At 54.6% G+C, this 22,454-nt stretch carries 23 protein-coding genes and 1 pseudogene; 14 read left to right on the top strand and 10 right to left on the bottom strand.

Going from position 1 to position 22,454, the window contains the following annotated elements:
* Positions 1–12: 12 nt before the first annotated feature.
* Positions 13–507 (bottom strand): molybdopterin-dependent oxidoreductase, encoded by a 495-nt coding sequence (locus tag AB2B48_RS08060; protein ID WP_368301489.1) that lies wholly within the window; start codon positions 505–507, stop codon positions 13–15.
* A 263-nt stretch (positions 508–770) separates the two neighbouring features.
* Between AB2B48_RS08060 and AB2B48_RS08055 the strand changes: the two are divergent.
* Both AB2B48_RS08055 and AB2B48_RS08050 read left to right on the top strand, forming a co-directional pair.
* Positions 771–884: pseudogene (locus AB2B48_RS08055) on the top strand (hypothetical protein); the annotation flags it as partial.
* Positions 885–1,174: 290 nt separating this feature from the next.
* Positions 1,175–2,422, top strand: coding sequence for an MFS transporter (locus AB2B48_RS08050; RefSeq protein WP_368301488.1), 1,248 nt, complete (start codon positions 1,175–1,177; stop codon positions 2,420–2,422).
* A 311-nt stretch (positions 2,423–2,733) separates the two neighbouring features.
* Here AB2B48_RS08050 and AB2B48_RS08045 read toward each other — a convergent pair whose 3' ends face one another.
* Complete coding sequence (locus tag AB2B48_RS08045) at positions 2,734–3,186, bottom strand: NUDIX hydrolase (RefSeq protein WP_185666348.1); 453 nt, start codon at positions 3,184–3,186, stop codon at positions 2,734–2,736.
* Between the two features lie 10 nt (positions 3,187–3,196).
* Positions 3,197–3,979, bottom strand: a complete 783-nt coding sequence (locus AB2B48_RS08040; RefSeq protein ID WP_185666378.1) for an AraC family transcriptional regulator — start codon at positions 3,977–3,979, stop codon at positions 3,197–3,199.
* 115 nt (positions 3,980–4,094) lie between these two features.
* Here AB2B48_RS08040 and AB2B48_RS08035 point away from each other — a divergent pair, with 115 nt between their 5' ends.
* The gene (locus AB2B48_RS08035) at positions 4,095–4,817 is read left to right on the top strand and encodes a type 1 glutamine amidotransferase (RefSeq protein WP_185666349.1); all 723 of its coding nucleotides are present in this window, start codon (positions 4,095–4,097) and stop codon (positions 4,815–4,817) included.
* A 106-nt stretch (positions 4,818–4,923) separates the two neighbouring features.
* Here the strand turns inward: AB2B48_RS08035 and AB2B48_RS08030 are convergent, their stop codons facing one another.
* The 3 genes from AB2B48_RS08030 to AB2B48_RS08020 all read right to left on the bottom strand — a co-directional run bounded on the left by AB2B48_RS08030 (position 4,924) and on the right by AB2B48_RS08020 (position 7,866).
* Positions 4,924–5,751: an aminoglycoside phosphotransferase family protein gene (locus tag AB2B48_RS08030; RefSeq protein WP_368301487.1), complete on the bottom strand. Its 828-nt coding sequence runs from the start codon at positions 5,749–5,751 to the stop codon at positions 4,924–4,926.
* Positions 5,752–5,877: 126 nt separating this feature from the next.
* A complete protein-coding gene (locus AB2B48_RS08025; protein WP_368301486.1) occupies positions 5,878–6,372 on the bottom strand; it encodes a glutathione peroxidase in 495 nt (164 codons plus the stop codon).
* A gap of 81 nt (positions 6,373–6,453) precedes the next feature.
* Entirely contained in the window at positions 6,454–7,866 is a 1,413-nt protein-coding gene (locus AB2B48_RS08020; protein WP_368301485.1) for a hypothetical protein, read from the bottom strand.
* A gap of 250 nt (positions 7,867–8,116) precedes the next feature.
* Between AB2B48_RS08020 and AB2B48_RS08015 the strand changes: the two genes are divergently transcribed.
* Positions 8,117–8,908: an MBL fold metallo-hydrolase gene (locus AB2B48_RS08015; RefSeq protein WP_368301484.1), complete on the top strand. Its 792-nt coding sequence runs from the start codon at positions 8,117–8,119 to the stop codon at positions 8,906–8,908.
* A gap of 14 nt (positions 8,909–8,922) precedes the next feature.
* Here the strand turns inward: AB2B48_RS08015 and AB2B48_RS08010 are convergent, their stop codons facing one another.
* From AB2B48_RS08010 to AB2B48_RS08000, 3 genes are all read right to left on the bottom strand, one after another.
* The gene (locus AB2B48_RS08010) at positions 8,923–10,176 is read right to left on the bottom strand and encodes an MFS transporter (RefSeq protein ID WP_368301483.1); all 1,254 of its coding nucleotides are present in this window, start codon (positions 10,174–10,176) and stop codon (positions 8,923–8,925) included.
* A 134-nt stretch (positions 10,177–10,310) separates the two neighbouring features.
* On the bottom strand, positions 10,311–11,210 hold the full coding sequence (locus tag AB2B48_RS08005; RefSeq protein ID WP_368301482.1) for a L,D-transpeptidase family protein: 900 nt from the start codon (positions 11,208–11,210) through the stop codon (positions 10,311–10,313).
* Between the two features lie 145 nt (positions 11,211–11,355).
* Entirely contained in the window at positions 11,356–12,207 is an 852-nt protein-coding gene (locus AB2B48_RS08000) for a Vmh family MBL fold metallo-hydrolase (protein ID WP_368301481.1), read from the bottom strand.
* Between the two features lie 110 nt (positions 12,208–12,317).
* On the opposite strand from AB2B48_RS08000, the gene AB2B48_RS07995 reads away from it, so the two are divergent.
* A complete protein-coding gene (locus tag AB2B48_RS07995; RefSeq protein ID WP_368301480.1) occupies positions 12,318–13,205 on the top strand; it encodes a LysR family transcriptional regulator in 888 nt (295 codons plus the stop codon).
* 11 nt (positions 13,206–13,216) lie between these two features.
* On the opposite strand, the gene AB2B48_RS07990 is transcribed toward AB2B48_RS07995, so the two are convergent.
* Complete coding sequence (locus AB2B48_RS07990) at positions 13,217–14,338, bottom strand: FAD-dependent oxidoreductase (protein ID WP_368301479.1); 1,122 nt, start codon at positions 14,336–14,338, stop codon at positions 13,217–13,219.
* A 186-nt stretch (positions 14,339–14,524) separates the two neighbouring features.
* Between AB2B48_RS07990 and AB2B48_RS07985 the strand changes: the two genes are divergently transcribed.
* From AB2B48_RS07985 to AB2B48_RS07945, 9 genes are all read left to right on the top strand, one after another.
* Complete coding sequence (locus AB2B48_RS07985; RefSeq protein ID WP_368301478.1) at positions 14,525–15,442, top strand: LysR family transcriptional regulator; 918 nt, start codon at positions 14,525–14,527, stop codon at positions 15,440–15,442.
* A gap of 122 nt (positions 15,443–15,564) precedes the next feature.
* Positions 15,565–16,767 carry an alpha/beta hydrolase family protein gene (locus tag AB2B48_RS07980; protein WP_368301477.1) on the top strand — a complete coding sequence of 401 codons (1,203 nt, stop codon included), beginning with the start codon at positions 15,565–15,567 and terminating at the stop codon, positions 16,765–16,767.
* Complete coding sequence (locus AB2B48_RS07975; protein WP_368301476.1) at positions 16,748–17,668, top strand: VOC family protein; 921 nt, start codon at positions 16,748–16,750, stop codon at positions 17,666–17,668. Before AB2B48_RS07980 ends, AB2B48_RS07975 begins: the two co-directional genes overlap by 20 nt.
* 2 nt (positions 17,669–17,670) lie before the next feature.
* A complete protein-coding gene (locus AB2B48_RS07970) occupies positions 17,671–18,036 on the top strand; it encodes a Rieske (2Fe-2S) protein (protein WP_368301475.1) in 366 nt (121 codons plus the stop codon).
* Positions 18,014–18,994 (top strand): fumarylacetoacetate hydrolase family protein, encoded by a 981-nt coding sequence (locus AB2B48_RS07965; RefSeq protein ID WP_368301474.1) that lies wholly within the window; start codon positions 18,014–18,016, stop codon positions 18,992–18,994. Before AB2B48_RS07970 ends, AB2B48_RS07965 begins: the two co-directional genes overlap by 23 nt.
* Positions 18,995–19,008: 14 nt before the next feature.
* Positions 19,009–19,797, top strand: coding sequence for a cyclase family protein (locus AB2B48_RS07960; RefSeq protein ID WP_368301473.1), 789 nt, complete (start codon positions 19,009–19,011; stop codon positions 19,795–19,797).
* A 1-nt stretch (position 19,798) separates the two neighbouring features.
* Positions 19,799–20,518 carry a CoA transferase subunit A gene (locus AB2B48_RS07955; RefSeq protein ID WP_368301472.1) on the top strand — a complete coding sequence of 240 codons (720 nt, stop codon included), beginning with the start codon at positions 19,799–19,801 and terminating at the stop codon, positions 20,516–20,518.
* Positions 20,505–21,158, top strand: a complete 654-nt coding sequence (locus tag AB2B48_RS07950) for a 3-oxoacid CoA-transferase subunit B (protein ID WP_368301471.1) — start codon at positions 20,505–20,507, stop codon at positions 21,156–21,158. Before AB2B48_RS07955 ends, AB2B48_RS07950 begins: the two co-directional genes overlap by 14 nt.
* Before the next feature lie 2 nt (positions 21,159–21,160).
* The gene (locus tag AB2B48_RS07945; protein WP_368301470.1) at positions 21,161–22,357 is read left to right on the top strand and encodes an acetyl-CoA C-acetyltransferase; all 1,197 of its coding nucleotides are present in this window, start codon (positions 21,161–21,163) and stop codon (positions 22,355–22,357) included.
* Positions 22,358–22,454 lie beyond the last annotated feature (97 nt).

The raw sequence follows: 22,454 nt of genomic DNA, 5'->3' as shown, positions 1-22,454 counted from the left end.
TTTTCTGAACCCTTACTCAATACTCATTCTGCTGACCTGCCATGCTGACCTTGAATAATAGACCTGGTTATTCAGTTCAGGGATGCTGTCATAAGGATACACAATGAATAATGGGCCTTTGTCGCGGATACGCATATATTCTCCGTTGACTTTAACCGCAAGGATAACATTGTATTTTTTGAAATCACTGAGTGGGATAATGGTCGTGTAGTCGTTGAGCGCCGTGACTTTTACTACAGACCCTTTTGCTCCGACGTAGTCCATCAGCTTTTGCAGCGGTATACCCGTAAATGTTGTGCGGCCATTATACCAGGGCGTGGTGGTCTGGAAGGTGACGGTACCCAATTTCTCAAGGCTGGCGAGATCAAAAACGGCTTTCTCGCCTGCATTTTTATTCTCGATATTCCCGGACATCGTTAAAAGCACCTTGCCGGTGGGTTTGGCAAGTTCACCCGCCCAGGCCTGCGTGGCGACGACAAAGCTTAACAACATGACAATTAACCGCATTTTACTCTCACCTCTCTACCGGATGTTGCAGAAGTATAATTTAGTTATCCTGTCATTTATATATGTTGCGTAATTATTAAAGTAATAATTTCAGTCATGTATTAAGTGATTGGAATCAATGCGTTGGGGAGTTTTTATTTTTTAAAATTGATTGAAAAAAGTTGATGCTGCTATTTGAAGCAAGATAAATCTTATTGTTGTTGGGTGAAAAAAGAACGACTGACGCTTCAGGGTAAATAAACACATACTAATAGAAAGGTTTATTTTCCGAGGAAAACTATCATGTGGCTGTCACCTACCCGGATGACGAAGAGTATGAACGCCTTTCTGATCCTTACGTTTTCCAGCATGTCGTTGAGGCTTTCTCACCACTTTAATTCTCTTTCCGGGTAACCAGTCGGTAACCCGGAATTGCCATCACACTCGTACTCGTTAAATTATCAACATTCGCTTTTAGCATGAAGCGGGCAAACCAACTGGGTTGAAGGTTCGCAGTGAGCGATTCGCGGACATTCAACTTCAAGGGTACTTTATATGTTAAGGTATTGTATCGATTACAGGCAGGGTACCGTTTCCGATGTAAAGGTTTTCTCTTTTAACAGTGCTTATTTTCCGCGTTGCCGTGGGCTGCGTGGGCTTCTGTTATTTAAGATGAGAACCTTTCTTTATGAACACGTTGCTGTTTGCGCTTATTGGTGCGCTTCGTAGCCACCGCTGGCTTCGTTTCCTTGGGTTTGCCTATATCCTGTCATCGTTGGGCAATGGGCTTACTCAGGTCATTATCTTCGGTCAGCTTTTACACTGGCATGCTTCTCCTGCGACACTTACCATTGTGTATATGCTGTCGATGCTACCTAGCTTTATTGGCAGCATCTGGGGCGAGATACTATGTAAGAAAACGTCACCACTGCGGATCCTGATTTTTACCGAAATATCGGGTCTGTTTGCGCTTGTTTTTCCCATATATGGCTTGCTGCATCATCATGTACCGGCGCTGCTGGTCGTGCAGTGCATAGAGGCTCTGCTCAGCGGCATAAGCTACCCGGCGCTGACGTTACTATTCAAACGCGGATTGCGCCATGATGAACTCCCGGCTGCAACGGCCATGGAAACCATCATTTTTGCTTCACAGGTGTTGTTGGGGACTGGCCTCGGTGTTTTGCTTTTTGGCCTGATTCCTCCGCTGCATCTGCTTGCCATTGATGCGCTAAGTTTTACGGCTTCTGCGATTCTGCTTATGATATCTGCCGCTTTTTTTTGCGGCGAAGCACACCGGCCAACAGAGGCTACGCCGGTCAGACGGGAATCCCTCTGGCGCGTCATATCACCCTTGCAAAAAAGAAGTATTATGCTGTTACCCGCGCTTGCCGCGGTGGGGTCACCCGCAATGGCACTTTTACCTGCACTGGCGCAAGAAATAAGGCCTGAAGATTCTGCCGGGCTGGCCTTGCCGCTACTTTTTGCACGAAGTCTTGGTCAGCTCTGCGGGCCGCTGATGCTTGATGCCAGTAAATTGCAGCAGTATGCCGCTAATAATAGGTTGTTACTGACCTGTCTGAGTTTATTTATTGGAAGCTATTTTTTATTACCACTCTCTGCCGGGTATCGATACATCGGACTGGTTCTTATCTTCGGTGCACATATGGCATCGAATATTGTATTTGCTTTGGGTACGTTTGGTCTTTTGAGGAACTTCCCACAAACCCAGGTGGCAAAAGCCAGTGCGATATCATGGCGTGTGCAGGTACTGACCGCCACTGTTTTCACCGGTATAACCAGTGCAATGGCGCAATACTTTGGCGCATTTTACGCACTTTATTGTATGTCGCTGTTCAGTCTGGGAGTTGTCGGCGTTTTACTCTGGTTGAACAGAACGAGAGCAATAAATAAAGTGAACCAACGCCTTCGAGAGTAGAGGAAAGCCTGCTCCCCTGGTTAGCTTTTATCTCCCTGAGCATTCATGAGGTATGCCAAATCAGATTACGCACGCCTAGAAGCTATGAGGTTAGGTAACTGGGTTGGCAACGTTGCTATGGGGGGCGGCTACCGATACTGCGGAGCGTAGCTAATATCATAAACCTGTCTGCCGACCATTGGTTGGCAGATTTGTTATCACCAAAGGTCTGCTCCTGGCACTCAGCGAGCGGATAAGATAGCTGAGCCAAAGGTCCGCTGTGAGCGAAAAGCGGACATTAAAATTCAGTTTGAATTAACATTCGTTGTTGATTAGTTGCCTCTGCCACGCTCCAGAAGAGATTCTGAAAAACTTTGGTGCAGCGTTTCCACTAAGGGCATTAGTTGATTTTCTGTAAGTGGGGCCAATAGTAGAGATTTCGAACCGTCAGTGGAATACCAGATAACTTCTTCGATCTCCGCTGCTGGCTGAATATCGCTTGCAGTAAGGACACAGTGATAAATATCAGCAATAACGACGCGGCCTGGCTCGTTTATCGCTTTATCAGTGAATCGCCCAACGTAGCTAAAGTCCTGGCCTGTCAGGTTAAGATTCAGCTCCTCTTGCAGTTCTCGCGATAGGGCCGCGACAGGGGATTCATCTGGTTCCATTTTACCGCCTGGCTGAATAAAGTGAGTCGTGCCACGTTTTCTGACCAGCAGACAGCGCCCGGATTCGTCAGTAATGATGGCTGAGGCAATGCAGATATCTTGATTGGTATTCATTGTTTCCTCTTTACGATAACGGGTTAGTAAAATCGCGTGGCGTTGAATCCAAAATGGAGCGAAAAGCAGCAGTAAATGCGGCTGGACATGAGAAACCTAGCTGAAAAGCAACCTGTTTGATTGGGATGCCATTCGCGAGAAGATCTAACGACGCACAAATTCTGGCTCTCTGCCTCCAGGTTCTGTAACTAAATCCAGTATCCTTAACAAACAATCTCGAAAATGTACGTTCAGACACGGCTGCAATAAAAGCAAGCTCACTCAGCGATATATCCCAGCGCTGATTAATCAGCAACTCTCTGACTGCATTGAATAATCGCTCGTCATGTGGCATTGGAAGCTCCGCAGCTAATGGGGGAGCCTCGCTGAGAATTTCCAGAAGCAACAGAGCCATTTTCCGTTGGCTCGGTTCGTTGTAGTCCTCACTGAATAGCCCAGCTATCAACTCTTTCACAAGTGCCGTAGCAGTAATCACATGCACCTGGCTACTCTTCGTAAAGTTCGTGCATTCTGCTATGAGGCTGCTGCTGAAATAGATAGCCCGTAGGTCTGTTTGTGAAAGCAGGTTGTAACTATGGATCTGAAGAGGCGGTAACCATAATGCACGCTGGGGAGGTATTACCCAGCGGTTACTCTCTGTTTCAACCAGCATCACCCCCCTGGAGGCAAACAGTAGCTGTCCCTCAACATGATGATGTGGAGGATCTTCCTCTCCACGTTGATAGCTTATCGCTGTGCCTGACCAGCCAGTTGCTTCATCATGTCTTGGCGCCTTATCTATACTACCTGGCATTTCAGATTTAGCTCCTGCAATTATGATATCAAAGTTGGAACCACCCGCTGTACAGCGGTAATGGGTGAGTGATTTATTATTCAAATTATCATCGATATTACAGGAGCATATCCTAATGCGAGTCCACTTTATCGTACATGAAAGTTTCGAAGCCCCAGGGGCTTATGAAACATGGGCAAGAAATCAGGGTCATGATGTGACGTACTCACGTGTGTACGCTGGTGAAGTGTTACCAGCAAACGCCGAAGGCATCGATTTTCTGATCGTTATGGGCGGTCCGCAAGACCCAACCATTACTCTGGAAGAATGCCCGCACTTTGATTCCAAAGGTGAACAGGCGTTGATTGCTTCTGCGGTTCTCTCGGGTAAAGCCGTGATTGGTATCTGCCTTGGCTCACAGCTAATCGGTGAAGCGCTGGGCGCACCGTTTGCTCACAGCCCTGAAAAAGAGATTGGTAAATTCCCGATCACTTTAACTGAAGACGGCTGCAAGGATGAAATGTTCTCTCACTTTGCTAAAACGCTTGAAGTTGGTCACTGGCATAACGACATGCCAGGTCTGACCCCGGAAGCAAAAATTATCGCTTTTAGCGAAGGCTGTCCGCGCCAGATCGTTTCTTATTCAGACCGCATCTTTGGTTTCCAGTGTCATATGGAGCTAACCCTGGAAGTTGTTGAACAGCTGATCGCTCATTCAGAAAAAGACCTGAGCCTCGCCGCAGAATATCGCTTCGTTAACACCCCTGCTGAACTTCGTGCTCATGATTACAGTGAAATGAATCAGGTCTTGTTTGGATTCATGGATAAGCTGGAGGCACGTTACAAAGCAGCTCAATAAAAAACTAACGCCCGGCGATACTTGTTACCGAATATTAGTTTCAATGTCCGCTTCTGGCACTAAGCGGACGTACAGAAAATCACTACACCCATTGTCGATATCCCACTCACTGTTCCAATTCAGCTATCGCCAACTCGGCAACTTTTAGGGTTGTTGAAACAGCATCGTTACTTGAGAGGGACCAGGCGGTTGAAAGACCACACCATGCAATTATCCATTTGAGCAGGCGTTCTCGGTCCAGGTCTGCCATCCGGGTGACGATACTAAGACGCTGTTTAAATATCTCCGGTACCGTCGCAACAGGAGGTACTGGGTTACCAAGATCCGGATTAGTAAAGATATTGGCAAAGTCGAATCCCCGTTCACCTATTAGCCCTTTGGGGTCAATGGCAAGCCAGCCAGACGCTTCAAAATCAAGCACATTTCCGTGATGTAAGTCACCATGCAACGCAACCATATCTTGTGGGGAAGAAAGTAATTCTTCTGAAATTTCTGCGCAACGTGCCAGGATGCCGCCATACTTCAAGGCAGCTGGTTTTAGAGGATTAAACCATTCATGTAAAGGCGTAAGCTGGGGATACGGTGCTTTTGTGAATGAATGAAGTTGGTTCGCCGTCATGCACAAAATACGACAAGCAACGTCATCCTTACCTTCGCGGGACATTGCTGATAAAGACGAGGAACCTGCGGCTCTTGAGAGAAGAATGGCTTCATTTTCATGTGCAATCACCGGTGCCGCACCATTTCCTTCCCACCATGCCATTAGTGCATTACCGGCTTGTTCATCCGGGTCATCCGTCACTTTTAACATGGCTTTAATGCCATGTGCTGCCGTTTTGACCGGATACAACTGTGAGGTATGCGTTATAAATGGAGTGCCGTCAGGAATGAGGTTCCAGCGACGTAGCCAGGGTTTTAACTTGAACATATCCATAAAGTTTTCTTTAACATCCTTATAATCAACGTGGGAAACCGGTATGCATTCGGGCATTTTAACCCATAGGTAATGCGCTTTCCTGCATGCTGTTTTCTAGTCAGCTTGGTCAAGGGCATCCTCCCATCACGTCCCCCCATTAACCCCCAGCGCTGCAACAATCGCCACCTCCATTTTCTCCGGCGTTGTAAATGGCGCAAAACGCTTAAGCGGCCTACCGTCGCGTCCGATCAGAAACTTAGTAAAGTTCCACTTGATTCGTCCACCCAGTATGCCGGGTAACTCGCCTTTCAGATAACGAAACACCGGGTGTGCCGTGCCCCCGTTGACGTCGATCTTCTCGAACATTGGGAAGCTCACGCCGTAGTTGATGTGGCAGGTCTGCGCGATATCGTCGGCGCTGCCGGGTTCCTGCTTGCCAAACTGGTTGCAGGGGAAGCCCAGTATCACCAGGCCCTGCGTGGCGTACTTTTTGTAGAGCGCTTCAAGGCCAGCGTATTGCGGCGTGAAGCCACAATGGCTGGCAGTGTTCACTACCACAACCACGTTGCCTGCATAGTCGTCCATGGTGATAGGTTGCCCTTGTAGGCTGGTGGCGGAGAGTTGATAAAAGGACGTCATGACGGGATCCTTAGCGCTGAGCGAGTGGGGGAGCGGGTCGTCAAAGGCCCAACGCATCAATCGTTGAGCCTTGATGATTATTTAACGTACCACGCTGACATTTTCCAGTTTTACCGGGCTTTCCGGCTGGTCGCCTACTTGTTGAGTCAAGGGAACGAACAGGTTGAGGTCCTGCAGCCAGGCGAGCTTTTCAGCGCTGCTCTTTTGGTTGTCTCTGGAGGAATGACACGCGACGAGCAGATATTTACCGCTAAATTCAGGGGCAATGCTGTTCGCCTCTCCCCCCGTCGTGACGTCACAGCGCAATGTTGAGGCTGTGACTTTCTTATCGGCATCAATATCATCCCATTGTGCCTGGTAATGTTGACCCGCCGCTAACGGGAAGTGCAGATCCGTTTGCAGCGAGTTCAGCACTGAAGCGCCGGTGCTGATAGACATAGTAAATTTCAGCTGCAGCTGATTGGCCAGCGTTAAGCGTTGCACCGTCCAGATGCCATAATCCTCAAGCTTGCGGAGATATCCATCCGGCTGCGCATCCAGCTGGACCTTAATCTTGCCGAGGTCGCTGCTCTGGGTATAGCGAATCTGTTTAAAGCGCGGCAGCGCCCAGGGCTTAATCAACGCCTGTACCTGGCGCTCAATATTTGCCGAAAGGGGATATTTGTTCAGCCACTGCGGATTATTATTGCTCAGATCCGGCATGGTCGGCCCCATCAATGTGGACGGCTTCTTGTTGGCGGCGGGAACAAAGAGCCCTTCGGCGGTGAAGGTTTTTCCTGCGGGGAGTTGGCAGAGCTGCTCGAAGCGCTGCGTCATTTTGGCATCAATAGGGAAGCTGCTTTTACGGCGAAGGATATCCGCAGTAATAAGCGAGTCGGTGACGCGACCTTCGCTGTCGAAATTCATGGCCGCAGCAGCAGCGCCCTGATGGGTTTCGCAGTTATAGAGGTAGCGCTCAACTTTTAATACCAGCGGCGCATCATAAGGGGGCTCCCAGGTAATATCGGCAAAGTCATAGCCCATGTTTACCGATAAAATATCGTCGGTGCGCTTAATGCTATTCACATCAACAAGTGCAGTCATACCGCTATCTGACGTCGCGGATAATTTTTCCCACCGCGCTGCTTTTACCGGTAGCTGGCAAACCGTGCGAATATCTTCGGCCTTCATCTGTGGGTCGTCCTGCGCTGGCGCATAATGAAGATAGCTATTGCCGTAGAAGCGCGCCTTGGTTAACCCTTCTTTATTCAGTAGATCCTTATAAAGAAGCTGTGACTTACCCTGTTTGCAGTCAACGGAGCGCCATTGCTGGGCGGTGTTGCCATTATCGAAGGTTAACGACACCATAAAATTCACCCGATCGTTAATTCTGGTGATGGACAGGGGATTGGTGCTGCTGCTGACCAATGCGGGATTATCAGCGGCCTGAACGTAAGAAAAGGGGGTAAGCGCCAGAAAGGCAAGAGGGTGAATAAAGGGGCGTACGCGAGACATACATGTTCCTTCACATATTAATTAAGAAATAAAGATATCGGCATCAAAGGAAAAATGATGAGTTCGATTGGGTAGTTACCTTAGAGAAAAACAGCTATCAGGTAAATCGTAAGAGTCGGTATTTAAATTAACCGAAGCACTCGCGGGAACATCCCTGACTCGCCGTATGCCAGGCTGACAGTGTTGATTATCTGACACGACATCACATAAGAGCAGCGCTCAATGGCCACGCAAAAATGGGGAGAACTCAATGATCACATTATGCAAAACCTGCGGCACATCCTATAAAACGGCCGGTTCCCATCCTGCGCACTGTTTAATTTGCGAAGATGAACGTCAGTATATCCCTGCTGAAGGGCAGCAATGGGTTGATTTCGACACCCATTGCGCTTCGCACACCACCACGTGGAAACAGCACGATAGCGAACTTTTTAGCATTCGCACCGTTCCTGATTTTGCGATTGATCAGCGTGCATTTCTGCTGCGCACCCCGCAAGGCAATATTCTGTGGGACTGTATTGCCACCCTGGACGATGCCACGAAAACGCTGATTGCCTCGCTCGGCGGGCTTAAGGCTATTGCGATATCACATCCCCATTACTACACCGCCATGCAGGATTGGGCTGCCGAGTTTAACGCGCCGATATACCTTCATACCAACGATCGTCAATGGGTGATGCGCGACAGCCCCTGGATTCATTTCTGGGAAGGCGAAACGCTGGAACTGACTCAGGACATCACCGTTATCCGTCTCGGCGGGCACTTTGCCGGCGGCTGCGTGCTGCATTGGGCGCGGGGTGAAGGCATCGTGCTTTCCGGCGATATCGTTCAGGTGACCGCTGGGGCGCGGGCCGTCTCATTTATGTGGAGCTACCCTAACTTACTGCCGCTGCCCGCCGCCACGGTCAGCGATATTGCCCAACGTCTGGCGACGGTAAAATTTAAGAAACTCTACGGCGCGTTTGCTGGGAAAGATATTACGCAAAATGCCGATGAAATCGTGCGCCGCTCGGCGGATAAATATGTCTCCTGCCTGAAATAGCGGGAAAGGCTTAACTATGGGTTGTCAGTGAGGTGCTGGTGAGGCTTAACCTGCCCGCTGTTATCGAGCCGTCGGATGGCGGGCACCAGGCTGGCGCAGACCGTGGCAATCACCACCGCTACCGCTGACACCATCAGCACGTTGCTGCTACCGTAACGCATTGCCAGTGGCCCAGCGACCAGTTCGCCAAACGGAATCGCCACGAATGAACCTACGGCATCATAGGCGTAAACCCGCGCCAGCTTGTCCGGCGGAATATGCGTTTGTAATGAATGCGCCCAGGAAACACCGAACAGGCCAAACGCGACGCCGGTAACAAAAAAGGCGGCGGTCAGGTATGGCGCTGAGGCGAGCTGGCTCAGCATAAAAATAGGCACCGCGCAGAAGATAACCAGCATCACGCCAATAAAGAGATCCCGGCGCGGACGCCAGCGTAGAGCAAGGAAGGTGCCGGTAATCAGCCCCACGCTCTGGGCCGCGACGATCATTCCCCAGTGCGCTCGCCCGAAGGAGGCGTCGGCAATCGCCGGGCCGAGCACCATCACCACGCCGCTAAACGCCGCGTTGACTATCGTAAACTGCACCACGACAGACCACACCCACGCGCGGCTGGCAAACTCTTTCCATCCCGCTTTTAAGTCCTGCAGGATATTGCTTTGCGATTCGCTGCCGCTGATAGCGGTAACCCGAATCATGGCGTATAGCGGTGCCGAGGCGGCAAAACCTAGCGCATCAATCGCCAGCCCCCAACCCGGCCCGACCGAGCTGGCGAGGATCCCGCCCAGCGATGCGCCAATTACCGTCCCGCTGTAGATGCCCAACTGGATTAAGGCGTTGGCTTCACGCAGATTTTGTGGCGGCACTGTCTGCGGCACCAGTGCGGAGGACGCCGGTAGGGCGATACCCGCCGCCGCACCGTTCAGCGCGCCGAGCAGGGCCAGGCTGAGCACCGAGGCCGAACCGTCGAGCACCGACCAGGCGACAATCGCCTGCGAAAGGGCGGCAACGGCGGAGGAGTAGACCAGCACCCGGCTGCGGGAGTAACGGTCGGCTAACACGCCGCCAAGCAGTAAAAACGCCACGTTAAAGATGGAGCGCGAGGCGACGACAATGCCTAAATCGGAGACGGTGCCGCCGATGTCCAGCACGGCAAACGCCAACGCTATCGGGGCGATACCGTTGCCGAGTACGGTCAGCAGTCGCGCGGTGAAAAGATGGCGAAATACGGGGAAGTGGTAAGCACGAATTTTTTTATTATGCGTATTCATTGCGACAATGATTTCTGGTCAGCGGTTCGACGATAAGACGTGAGGTCGCAACAGAGTATCGGTAGGTTTGGTAGGGGTAAAGTCGCGTAGAGAAAAAAATCCACGCCTGGGCGTGGATTTCGCAGCATTCAGGGTTAATTCAGCCTGACCGGCATCCCGGAGCGCAGGGCCAGCGCCTGGCTTAACACCGTCTGCTGAATATCCGCGGCCGTCAGAGTGGATTTCAGCGCCGCCGGGATCGCACTCGCCGAAGCCGTGCTGGCTCCGGACTCGGACAGTGGGCTATGCACTTCGATATAGCGCTCGCCGTTCGGTTCAACGTCAGCTTTAATCGGCTGATTCACAAACTCAACCCGGGTCCCCACCGGGACTTCGCTAAACAGCGTTTTAAGATCGTCGGCGCGTAAACGCACGCAGCCGTGGCTGACTCGCAGGCCGATGCCGAAGTTGGCGTTGGTGCCGTGAATCGCAAACTCGTTGCCAATGTACATGGCGTACAGCCCCATTGGGTTATCTACGCCCGCGGGAACGACGGCGGGAAGAATATCACCGGCTGCGGCAAATTCGGCGCGTTCGTTGGGCGTTGGCGTCCAGGTTGGCCCGACCTTTTTCTGTTTCACGGAGGTCACCCAGTGCTCTGGGGTATCGTGCCCAATCTGACCAATGCCCACCGGATAGATTTCGACGGTATTGCTGCCCGCCGGGTAGTAATAGAGGCGCATTTCCGCCGTGTTAATGATAATCCCTTGATGCACCGTAGCGGGTAAAATGGTCTGCGACGGGAAGGTGAGAACGGTACCGGGCGCCGGGAGATAAACGTCCACGCCGGGGTTGGCGTCGAGGAGATTGCTCATGCCGATATGATGTCGGGCGGCGTAGGTTTCCAGCGGCGCTTTTTGTCCTTGGGGAACCTGCTCATATTCGTTGCTGCCCACCAGGTTTCCACCGGCTTTCGGTAGGGTATAGGTCAGCGCAAAGGCGGGGTGAACGGAGAAAACGACGGCGAGCGATACCAGTAACGTGTTAAGTTTCATTGAGTTGAATTGTACGACAAATATATGTGTCGCTGATTATACCTACCCGCTATCGCCAACTCCATCGTTTTTGGCGCGATAGCGGGGGGACTATCGGGATCTCATTCTAAAGGCGAGCTTTTTTGCAAAATCCTACGGCGTCAGGCTACCACTTCATTTCGCCGGTGTTCACTTTGGCGCTAAGCTCAAGTGAACTCTCATCGGCAAGGCCTGGGTACGCCGCTTTCATCGCGCTAATCACGCCTGCTGAGCGCTTCTGGCTACCGAGCGCCTGCTCAAAGGTATGCAGATAGCGGTTAGTAAAGGCGATGGCCGCATCATTTGCCGGGCGCTCTCCCAGGTAGTGGCCGGGAATGACCTGCTGCGGTTTCAGCGCCTGCATTTCGCTCAGTACCTTCATCCAGCCCTGACGAATCGCTGGGGTCTGTGTATCGGCGGTCCAGACGTGGATGCCAGAGGCAATACCGGTACCGCCCAGAATCGCCTTGTTCGCCGGGATCCAGACATAGGCGGCATAATCGCCCGCGTGCTTCAGCTCCAGCGGTTCGCCGTCAACGGTAAAACGCGTCGCGCTGGTGGCCTGCGGCACGATGATTGTGGTTGGCGCGCCGTCTTTCATCTGCGGCCCCCAGAAGGCCAGCTTGGCATCTTTGGTGGCCTTGATGTGCTCAACCACGGAAGGTGATGCCACAACCTTAACCTGCGGGAACGCCTTCACCAGCGGCTCCAGCCCAAAATAGAAATCCGGGTCGCCGGAGGTGATGACGATGGTTTTCAGCGTTTTGCCGCTGTCGCGGATCATCTGCACCAGCTTTTCGCCATCTTTAACGCTGAACTGCGCGTCAAACAGCACCGCCTCTTTCGGGCCTGAAACCAGCGTGGAAGAGACCGGAAAAATACCTTTTTCCTGTGGGTTGTAGACTTCAAGGTGCAGCGGGGCGGCAAACGCGGTGGTGGCGGCCAGCGACAGAACCAGCGTAAGGGATGTTAATTTCATGGCGATGAACTCCGTAAAGGGTGTAAAGCGCATTCTACGGATTTCTGCTTCTGCTAGAATTCCTGAAACAATACATGCTGAGTTTCATAAAACGATCAAATGGAGACGCAATGGACCGGATTATGGCGGCCATCACCTACAACCGCATCTGCGAACTCGGTAGCCTGAGCGCCGCGGCCCGCTCGCTGGGCATCTCTCGCCCGATGGTCAGCCGCTATCTTGACGAGATGGAGAAGTGGGCCGGTTCCCGACTGATCCACCGTTCCACCCGGCGGTTAACCCTCACTCCTGCCGGAGAAAAAACGCTGGAGAAGACGCGGCAGTTGGCGTTGCTATCGCAGGGCATTGAAGGGGAGGCGACCGGCGTTACGCCATCCGGGACGCTGCGTATCGCCTGCGCCCATTTTACGGCGACGCATTTGTTGAACCCGATTATCCCGGTATTCCTGAACCGCTACCCGGCGCTGCGCATTGAGGTTGATATCAACAACCATCCGGTGAGCCTGGTGGGGGAGCGTATCGATCTGGCTATTCGCATTACCAATGTTCCGGAACCCGGCACGATCGCCCGCCATCTGGGAACCTGTCGTTCCGTGCTGTGCGCGTCGCCAGGCTATCTTGCCCGCGCGGGCGTGCCGACCACCCTTGATGAACTCGCCCAGCATAACTGCCTGCACTACAGCCGCTTTTCCGGCCAGTCCTGGACCTTCCGCGATGGCGCGAAAGGCGAGGTCTCGGTGGCGGTCAACGGTAACTTCAGCGCCGGAATATCATCGCTGCTGTGCGAGATGGCGACGGCGGACGTTGGCCTGGCGATGGTGCCCGACATTGAGGCGAGAGCCGGGCTGGAAAGCGGGCGGTTAGTGCGTGTGCTGCCAGAGCTGGAGCCGCAGCCGCTCGGGATATACGGGCTTTACCAGTCCCGGGAGCATCAGCATGCGGCGCTGGGGCTGTTTCTTGATGCTATCCGCGAGGTATGCGCTGCTGACAGAGAATGATGGCGGCCGGCTTAGATCGGCCTGGCGGTAAAGGCCATCATCTCGCGAATAACGGATTGGCGATCGAACTGACGGTCCTGAGCCATTTCGCTTTCGCCCACGCGCAGCGAATCCTGCCAGATACGGTGGCAGCGTGCTCGGCGTCGATCTTCGAAGGCGGCCAGCGCCTGCGAGACCTGATGATGTGTCTGGAGCGTCTCGGTGAGCACCAGCGCATCCTCAATGGCCATTCCTGCGCCCTGACCAAGATGGGGTGTGGTGGCGTGTACGGCATCGCCAATCAGAACGACGCGCTGCTGATGCCAGGGAGCATCAACATAGAGTTCTTCCAGCGGCTTATAAACAATAAGGTCAGCATCGGTAATCTGCTCGCGCAGTTCGCCCGGTAGGCCTTGGCAGGCGGCAAGGCGTTGGCGCATTTGCGCCACCTTTTCGTGGCTATCGAAGCGGGGATTATCAGGTTCATGCGAGGTGACGAAGAGATACATCAAATTTTCCGCCAGCGGAACCAGGCCGCAGTTACTCTCTTCACCGACGAAACACATGAGATGATCGACCTGCGGTGGTCGCGGGAAGTTATACCGCCATACGCCTTGTCCGGTAAATCGCGGCGTAAAGCGGTTGCCGTACAGCAGGCGACGAAGGGTGGAGTAGATACCATCAGCGCCCACCACCAGATCGTATCGGCCAGTGGTCTGGTCATTAAAAATGACGTCAACGCCGTGTTCATCCTGGCAAAGCGAGGTGACCGTTTTTCCCATTGTGATAGCCGCGCCCCGTTCTTCGGCGGTAGAGCACAGCACCTGATGCAGCGCTAGTCGGGAAATTCCGACGTTAGCGGGAAACTGCTCGCCGGCGAGCCGTTGCCCGGGGAAGCTAGCAAGCGGGGTACCGTCGAGTGTGTGCATGGAGACTTTATCAAAGGACCAGGCGGCTTCAAGATAGCGCTCAAGCACGCCCAGGCGCTGCATCTCACGTACCACATTGTTTTGTTGGATAATACCAACGCCATAGATCTGCCATTGGGGTTGAATCTCTACCAGATCGACGGCAATACCAGCCTGACGCATGGCGATAGCCGTGCACAGACCGCCAATACCGCCGCCGACGATCAATACCGTATTTATTGTCATTATCCGTTCCATTTTGTAGGGAGAAGAACGGAGAGTACCCGACGAAATAAATCGCTGACGAATCGCAAAGCAAGATGATCGCTATCGCAAAAAACAATATTGCTCGCTATTTAGTGAATTAAACGTTGCGTGATTGTTAATTTTACGATCTAGGATAGGGTAAAAATAACTATCAGGCGTACGATAATGCGTTATCAGCATCTTGATCTGAATTTACTGGTGGCACTGGATGTGCTGCTGGATGAGCAAAATATTACCCGCGCCGCCGGGCGTTTGCATATGACGCAGTCGGCAACCAGCGGCGTACTCAATCGGCTACGTACCTATTTTGAAGACGATCTTCTGACCCAGGTAGGGCGGAAAATGATGCCTACGCCGTTAGCGCGTGAACTGCATCCCTCGATTCGTGAGATCCTCTTCAAAATTCAAACCTCCATTGCCCGGCGGCCAATTGATGAACCGGCAACCAGTAAGCGCCATTTTCGCATTATGGCTTCGGACTATGTGATTAATGTCCTGCTCAAAGATGTGCTGCAGGTGGTGCATCAGGAAGCGCCCAGCATCACCTTTGCGTTTTTATCGCCTGACCCGCAGTCGACCGGCATGATTAATCGAGGGGAAATCGACATGATGGCCGCTCCCGAGCAGTTTATGCCCACGGATCAGCCGTCAGGGTTGCTGTTTGAAGAGCAGTTTGTTTGTGTGACCTGGGCGGGCAACGCTGAGGTTGGCGCGACCCTGACGCTGGAGGATTGGCAGCGGTTGGGCCACATTGCCGTGGAGTTTGGTCGTGAACGGATCCCCGGTCTTGAAGAGACGTTATTTAGCGAATTCGGCCTTAATCGCCGCCTTGAAGTGGTAGCAAACAGCTATCACTCGTTACCCCATTTACTGATCGGAACCACGCGCGTCGCTACCATGCACCGACGGCTGGCGGCGCAGTACGCCAGCCATCTGCCGCTGCGAATTGACCCGGTGCCCGTCGAGCTTCCGGTGATGCGCGAGTTTATGGGCTGGCACCGTAGCCTTGATAACGACCCCATCTTTAACTGGCTAAAAGCGAAGATTTTCGCCAGTACCTCCCCGTCTCTCCCGCCAGCCTGAAGGTATCTTCTGAACTGATACCTCACATCCTGACACGCGATTAGTCGCAAACGGGCGCTTATGTGACAGTGCCCGGGTGACAGATTTCTGCCACTTGCGTTTGACCGTTGAAGGATATCGTTATGTTTCGTTATTTCCCTAACAATTATGTCTGGAACCTATCGGTGGATCTCTCCATCGAAATGGGCGCTCGCATTGGCGAGATAGAAGAGATGTGCGCCCCTCTGCTGGCGGCCTCTGAGCGCCCGGATGCAGAAGGTACCCGTGCCTTTCGTGAAACCTGGTCAGCCATGGCTGACAAACTCTGCGCGTTGGCTCATGAGGATGAGCAGGGCGGGCAGTTGTTCTCCGCAGGCGAAAAATATCTGCGCGCCGCCAACTACTATCTGACCTGCGAACGTCTTCAGGCACATGGCGCACCAGGGCGCGAGGCGCTCTATCGTCGTTTTCTGGATGTTTTCGAACGCGGCTGTCGGTTCAGCCAGGCGAACTGTCAGCGGGTTGAGATCCCCTATGAGGGAACCACGCTTTCGGCGCTTTATGTGCGCGCCGAGGGCAACGCCGAACGCGCGCCGTTGCTGGTTCAGGTTAACGGCCTTGATTCCACCAAAGAGCTGAAATACTTCGTGGGCCTGCCGCAATGGCTGGCAAAGCGTGGTGTTTCATCGCTGATTGTGGATCAGCCGGGCACGGGTGAAGCGCTGCGGCTGAAAAACCTGAAAGCGCGCTATGACAGTGAACACTGGGCATCGCGAATCGTTGATTGGCTTGAACAGCAACCGGAGGTTGATGCCAGCCGCATCGGCCTGGAAGGCGTCTCGCTGGGGGGCTATTACTGCCCGCGCGCGGTGGCCTTTGAACCTCGGTTTGCCTGTGGCGTGGTGTGGGGGGCTAACCACGACTGGCGCGATGTGCAGCGTCGTCGTCGGGAGAAAGAGGGGAGCTTCCCGGTGCCGCACTATTGGGAACACGTGCGTTGGGTGTGGGGCGGGGAGGATATCGAGAGCTTCCTGCGTATCGCGGAAGATGTCCATCTTGATGGCATTCTCGACCGGATTCGGGTGCCGTTTTTGGTCACCCATGGCGAACAGGATTCGCAAATCCCCCTCAAGTGGGCGCAGCGTACCTATGAGCAACTGGCCAATAGCCCTTCGCGGGAGCTGAAAATCTTCACGTCACGTGAAGGCGGCGTTCAGCACTCAAGCTTCGATAACTCAATTAACGCCGGACACTATATTGCCGACTGGGTCGCACGCACGCTCGGCGGCCGTGTGGCTGAACCACTTTTATCTGGAGAGACCAACCGTGAATATTCTGGGGCCTGACTATCTGGTTTTTGGCGTTGATGATTTGCCGGGCTGCCGGCAGTTTCTGCGTGACTATGGCCTGAGCGAGATGCCGGGGGATTTCTTCCAGGCGCTTGACGGCACCGGCGTCCTGCTACGCGAGCGCAACGATCCTTCTCTGCCAGCGGCGCTTTCCAGCGGCAGCCAACTGCGTGAAACCGTCTATGGCGTTGCCGATGCGGCCACGCTCGACGCTATTGCCAAAGAGTTGCTGAAAGACCGGGAAGTCCATGTCGATAGCGACGGCGTGCTGCACAGTCTTGATGATATGGGCTTTGCGCTAGGATTTCGCGTGACTCAGCGTCAGCCGGTCGCCCTTGCCGCCGAAAAAGTGAATGCGCCGGGGGATAATCAGACCCGGCCGCTTAACCATACCGGGGCGAGCGCAACCATGCCAGCGGCCCCGCGTTCGCTGTCGCATGTGGTCTACTTTGTCCCCGATGCCGGACGGGCGGAAGCGTTTTATCAGCGTCTGGGGTTTGTCTGCACCGATCGCTTTACCCACGTCGGTCCTTTCCTGCGACCGAGCGGTACCCAGGATCACCATACGCTGTTTTTAATCCAGGCTCCGCCATTTATGACCGGTATCGAACACTTCACCTTCCACATGGGCGGGCCAACGGAACTGATGATGGCCGGCAGTCGTTTTGTGGAAAAAGGTTACCAGTCATTCTGGGGGCCGGGCCGCCATCAGCTGGGCTCTAACTGGTTCTGGTACTTCAACAGCCCGCTCGGCTGCCATATCGAATATGACGCGGATATGGATCGCCATGACGATAGCTGGCAGCCGCGCGAAGCGCTACCGGGAGCCGATAACTCGCAGTATTTCCTGCTGAGCTGGCGGGAAAAATGGGCGCCGGGCCCGGATAACGCGCATTAAACATGGTGCTACCACAACCGCTGTGCCGGGCAGAGTGCCTCGGAGAGGGCGATGCGCTGGGGTTCGATCTTAAGCGCAGTGGTCAAGCCACGCTATTTGCCGTGCGCTATCGCGGAGAAATCTACCTTTGGCGCAACCGCTGTCCGCATCTGGGGACACCGATGAACTGGCAGCAGCATGCCTTTTTTAATGCCACAGCCGACCGACTGGTGTGCTTTGCTCACGGGGCGTTATTTGAGCCGGACAGCGGTCGGTGCATCCAGGGGGCCTGTCTGGGCCAGGCGTTAACCCCGCTGGCGTATGACATTACGGCCGATGGTTGGTTACGACTCACGGAGAATTTTAATGAAGCTGGCAACACGGAATAACGGCGAGCGCGATGGACAATTGATGTTGGTTTCCCGCGACCTGCTGTGGATGGTCGACGCCGAGGGGATTGCCGCCACGCTACAGGAGGCTATCGAAAATTGGCAACACACGCAGCCGGCTCTGCAGGCGCGCTACGCGGCGCTGAATGCGGGATTAATCACCCGAGCCCTCCCTTTTGATGTCGGGCAATTGCTGGCGCCGCTGCCGCGCGCGTGGCAATGGCTGGATGGCTCCGCCTTTCTTAGCCACGGCGAACGAATGCAGCAGGCGTTTAATCTGCCTCCTATTGAGGGCGTGGAGGATACCCCGCTGATGTATCAGGGCTGCGGCGACGATTTTCTCGGGGCCCGCGAGGATATTGTTTGCGTAAATGACGCCTGGGAGCTGGATTTTGAAGGTGAGTATGCGGTGTTGGTGGATGATGTGCCGATGGGCTGCAATCCCATCGCGGCGTTATCGCACGTCCGGCTGTTGCTTCAGCTTAACGACATCAGTTTGCGCGCGCTGGCCCCAAGAGAGATGAAAACAGGCTTCGGTTTTATCCACGCAAAGCCTTCCAGCGCTTTTGCTCCCGTCGCCGTCACCCCTGATGAGCTGGGAGAGAGTTGGCGAGACGGTCGAATTCACCTGCCGCTGACGATCCGACGTAACGGTGAACCGTTTGGCCAGCAGTCGGGCGCTGAAATGCACTTTCACTTTGGCGAACTGATTGCGCATGCCGCATTAACCCGCCGTCTGCGAGCCGGGACGCTGGTCGGTTCCGGTACGGTCTCCGGTCGGGACAGTGCGAAAGGCGCCAGCTGCATTGCTGAGGTGAGGGCGCTTGAAACCATCACCGTAGGGGCGCCGCGAACGCCGTACCTGCAGGCGGGAGAATCCCTTTTTATGGAGAGTCGCTCCGGCGATGACCGGGCTGTTTTTGGGGCTATACAACAGCGCGTGACTGCGCCGCGATAACAGGAGAATAACTCATGAATTTATTACAAGGCCGACGTCTGATCGACCTTTCCGTTACGCTTGATAATAACCCCTGGACCGATCCGCCGCCGCTGCTGCCGAAAATTGAGTATATGGATCATCAGCAAGGCTGGCCGGAAATGGCGGCCATGTTTCCGGGGCTGGAAAAACACCAAATGCCGGGTAACGAGGCATGGGCGAGCGAGAAGTTAACGGTTACGCCGCACAACGGTACGCATATGGATGCGCCGTGGCATTACAGCTCCACCACCAACGGTGGGGAACCGGCTTTTGGTATTGATGAGCTGCCGCTGGAGTGGTGTTTGCGCCCCGGCGTCAAACTGGATTTTCGCCAGGCGGCGGACGGCGCGATTTTGCAGCCTCGGGATCTCCAACAGGCATTGCAGCGCATCGGACATACGCTTGCGCCGCTTGATATTGTGCTGATCAATACCGCCGCTGGCGCGTGCTATGGGAAAGAGGATTATCTGCAGCGTGGCTGCGGTATTGGGCGTGAGGCGACGCTCTGGCTGCTGGAACAGGGCGTCAGGGTCGTGGGCACCGACGCCTGGAGCTGGGATGCACCGTTCGGCTTTACCCGTGAACGTTTTCTGCAAACCGGCGATGCCTCGCTTATCTGGGAAGGCCACAAGGCGGGACGAGATATTGCCTATGGGCAGATGGAGAAATTGACCAATCTGGATCAGCTGCCGGATAGCGGGTTCTGGGTCAGTTGCTTCCCCTACAAGATCAAGCGGGCATCGGCGGGGTTTACCCGCGCCGTTGCGATTGTGGAGGCGTGAGATGAAGGGGCTGGATAAACGCGTGGCCACGCTGGAAGCGGCGCTGGATGGGCTCAGCGACGGGATGACCGTACTGGCTGGCGGGTTTGGATTATGCGGCATCCCGGAGAATTTGATTGCAGGGATCCAACGCCGCGGCGTACGCGACCTCACTGTCGTCTCTAACAATTGCGGCATCGATGATTTTGGTCTTGGCGTGCTGCTGGAACACCGCCAGATCCGCAAGATGATCGCCTCCTACGTGGGGGAAAACGCCCGCTTTGAGCAGCAGTTGCTCAGCGGCGAACTGGAGGTGGAACTGACGCCGCAGGGCACGCTGGCGGAAAAAATCCGCGCAGGCGGCGCCGGGATCCCCGCGTTCTTTACTGCCACGGGTTACGGCACGCTGGTGGCAGAAGGCAAAGAGACGCGGCAATTTGGCGATCGTCACTATGTTCTTGAACCCGCCATCCAGGGGGACTTTGCCATTATCAAAGGCTGGAAAGCGGACTGGTACGGGAACGTGATTTATCGCCATACGGCGCAGAACTTTAACCCGCTGATGGCAACGGCGGGGAAGGTCACGGTGGTGGAAGTCGATGAAATTGTCCCGCCCGGCACGCTGGATCCGTCGCAGATCCACACGCCCGGTATCTATGTTCACCGGCTCATCCAATGCGCCTGCGAAAAGCGCATTGAAAAACGGACGCTGCAAACGGGAGGACGCCATGCTCACGCGTGAACAGATGGCTCGCCGGGTGGCTCAGGAACTGCGCGATGGTGATTACGTAAATCTGGGGATTGGGATCCCTACGCTGGTCGCCAACTATGTGCCTGCTGATATTGATGTGATGCTGCAATCGGAAAACGGGCTGCTGGGAATGGGCGATTTCCCGAGCGAGGCGTCGGTCGATGCCGAGATGATCAACGCAGGAAAACAGACCGTCACGGCGCGGGCGGGGGCAGCCATTTTTGATTCCGCCAGCTCGTTTGCCATGATTCGCGGCGGACACGTTGATATGACCGTGCTTGGCGCGCTTGAGGTCGATGCTCAGGGGAATATCGCCTCGTGGATGGTGCCGAATAAGATGGTGAAGGGGATGGGCGGGGCGATGGATCTGGTGGCCGGAGCCCGACATATTATTGTCACCATGACTCACGCGGCAAAAAACGGGGAATCGAAACTGCTTCGCCACTGTACGCTGCCGCTCACCGGCGTGAACTGTATTCGCTGGGTGCTGACCGACCTCGCATGGCTTGAGGTCGCCAATGGCGAATTTATCCTCCGCGAGCGAGCGCCCGGCGTCAGCGTGGCGGAAATTATCGCCAAAACGGCAGGGCCGCTGCGAGTGCCTGATGTCGTACCGGAAATGCAGGTGTAACGATGAACAATGATGCGGTAATTGTGGCGGCGTTGCGCACGCCCGTTGGACGTTTTCAAGGGGAAATGGGGGCGCTGAGCGCCGTCCAGTTAGGGACGAAGGTGGTGGAGGCGCTGCTGGCACAAAGCGGCATCCCGGCAGATGCCGTCGACGAGATCATTATGGGGCAGGTACTGACTGCCGGATGCGGGCAGAACCCGGCACGTCAAACGGCGCTTAAGGCGGGATTACCGATTACCGTTAGCGCACTGACGGTGAATCTGGTTTGCGGTTCGGGCCTGAAAGCCGTGCAGCTTGCGGCACAGAGCATCCAGAGCGGTGCGGCTGAAGTGGTGATTGCCGGCGGCCAGGAGTGTATGAGCCAGGCGCCGTTTTTGCTCGGTGAGGCGCGTCAGGGGATGCGTTTCGGTCACGGGCAGGTGATCGACAGCCTGGTACACGACGGGCTGTGGGATGCCTTTAACAACTACGCCATGGGGATCACCGCCGAAAATTTGGCTCAGCGTTACGCGATCAGTCGCGAGGAGCAGGATCTTTTCGCCATGACGTCCCAGCGTAAAGCGCTGGCCGCGCAGGAAAGCGGTCGCTTTGACGCTGAGATTGTGCCGGTCGCGCTGCCAGCGCGCAAAAAGGGCGTCGAACGTTGTCTTCGCGACGATGAGCAGCCACGCCCCGACGCGACGCTTAGTGCGCTAGCGGCGCTGCGACCGGCATTCATTGATGCAGGGACGGTGACCGCGGGTAACGCTTCCACCCTTAACGACGGTGCGGCAGCGGTATTGGTGATGCGTCGTGAACGGGCACAGAAGCTGGGTCTACCGATTATGGCTACGATTGCCGCTAGCGCGACGGCGGGGGTTGACCCGGCCTATATGGGCATCGGGCCGGTGCTGGCAACGCGGCGCTGTTTACAGCAGGCGGGGTGGCCGCAGGAGTCCGTTGATCTTATCGAGGTGAATGAAGCGTTCGCGGCGCAGGGCATTGCCGTCAACCGGGAACTGGGGTGGGCGACGTCGCGAGTCAACGTTAACGGTGGTGCCATCGCGTTAGGCCATGCCATTGGTGCCTCTGGCTGCCGTATTCTGGTGACGTTGCTCCATGAGATGCAGCGTCAGAACGCGGCACGTGGTCTGGCTACGCTGTGCGTTGGGGGCGGTCAGGGGATCGCTCTTGCGGTGGCACGCGATGTTAATTCCTAAACTCTTAAATGTTAATATTATGTTTGAATGTTGTTTCAATTGTGAGCCTTATCGCAGATTGAAGGCGGTTGCTCAGGTAGGTTTATGCTGTGCAGGT

Source organism: Kluyvera sichuanensis, from assembly GCF_040930405.1.
Classification (GTDB): Bacteria; Pseudomonadota; Gammaproteobacteria; order Enterobacterales; family Enterobacteriaceae; genus Kluyvera; species Kluyvera sichuanensis.
The sequence above is the reverse complement of the archived record's forward strand: the minus strand, read 5'-3'. Positions and strand labels throughout refer to the sequence as shown.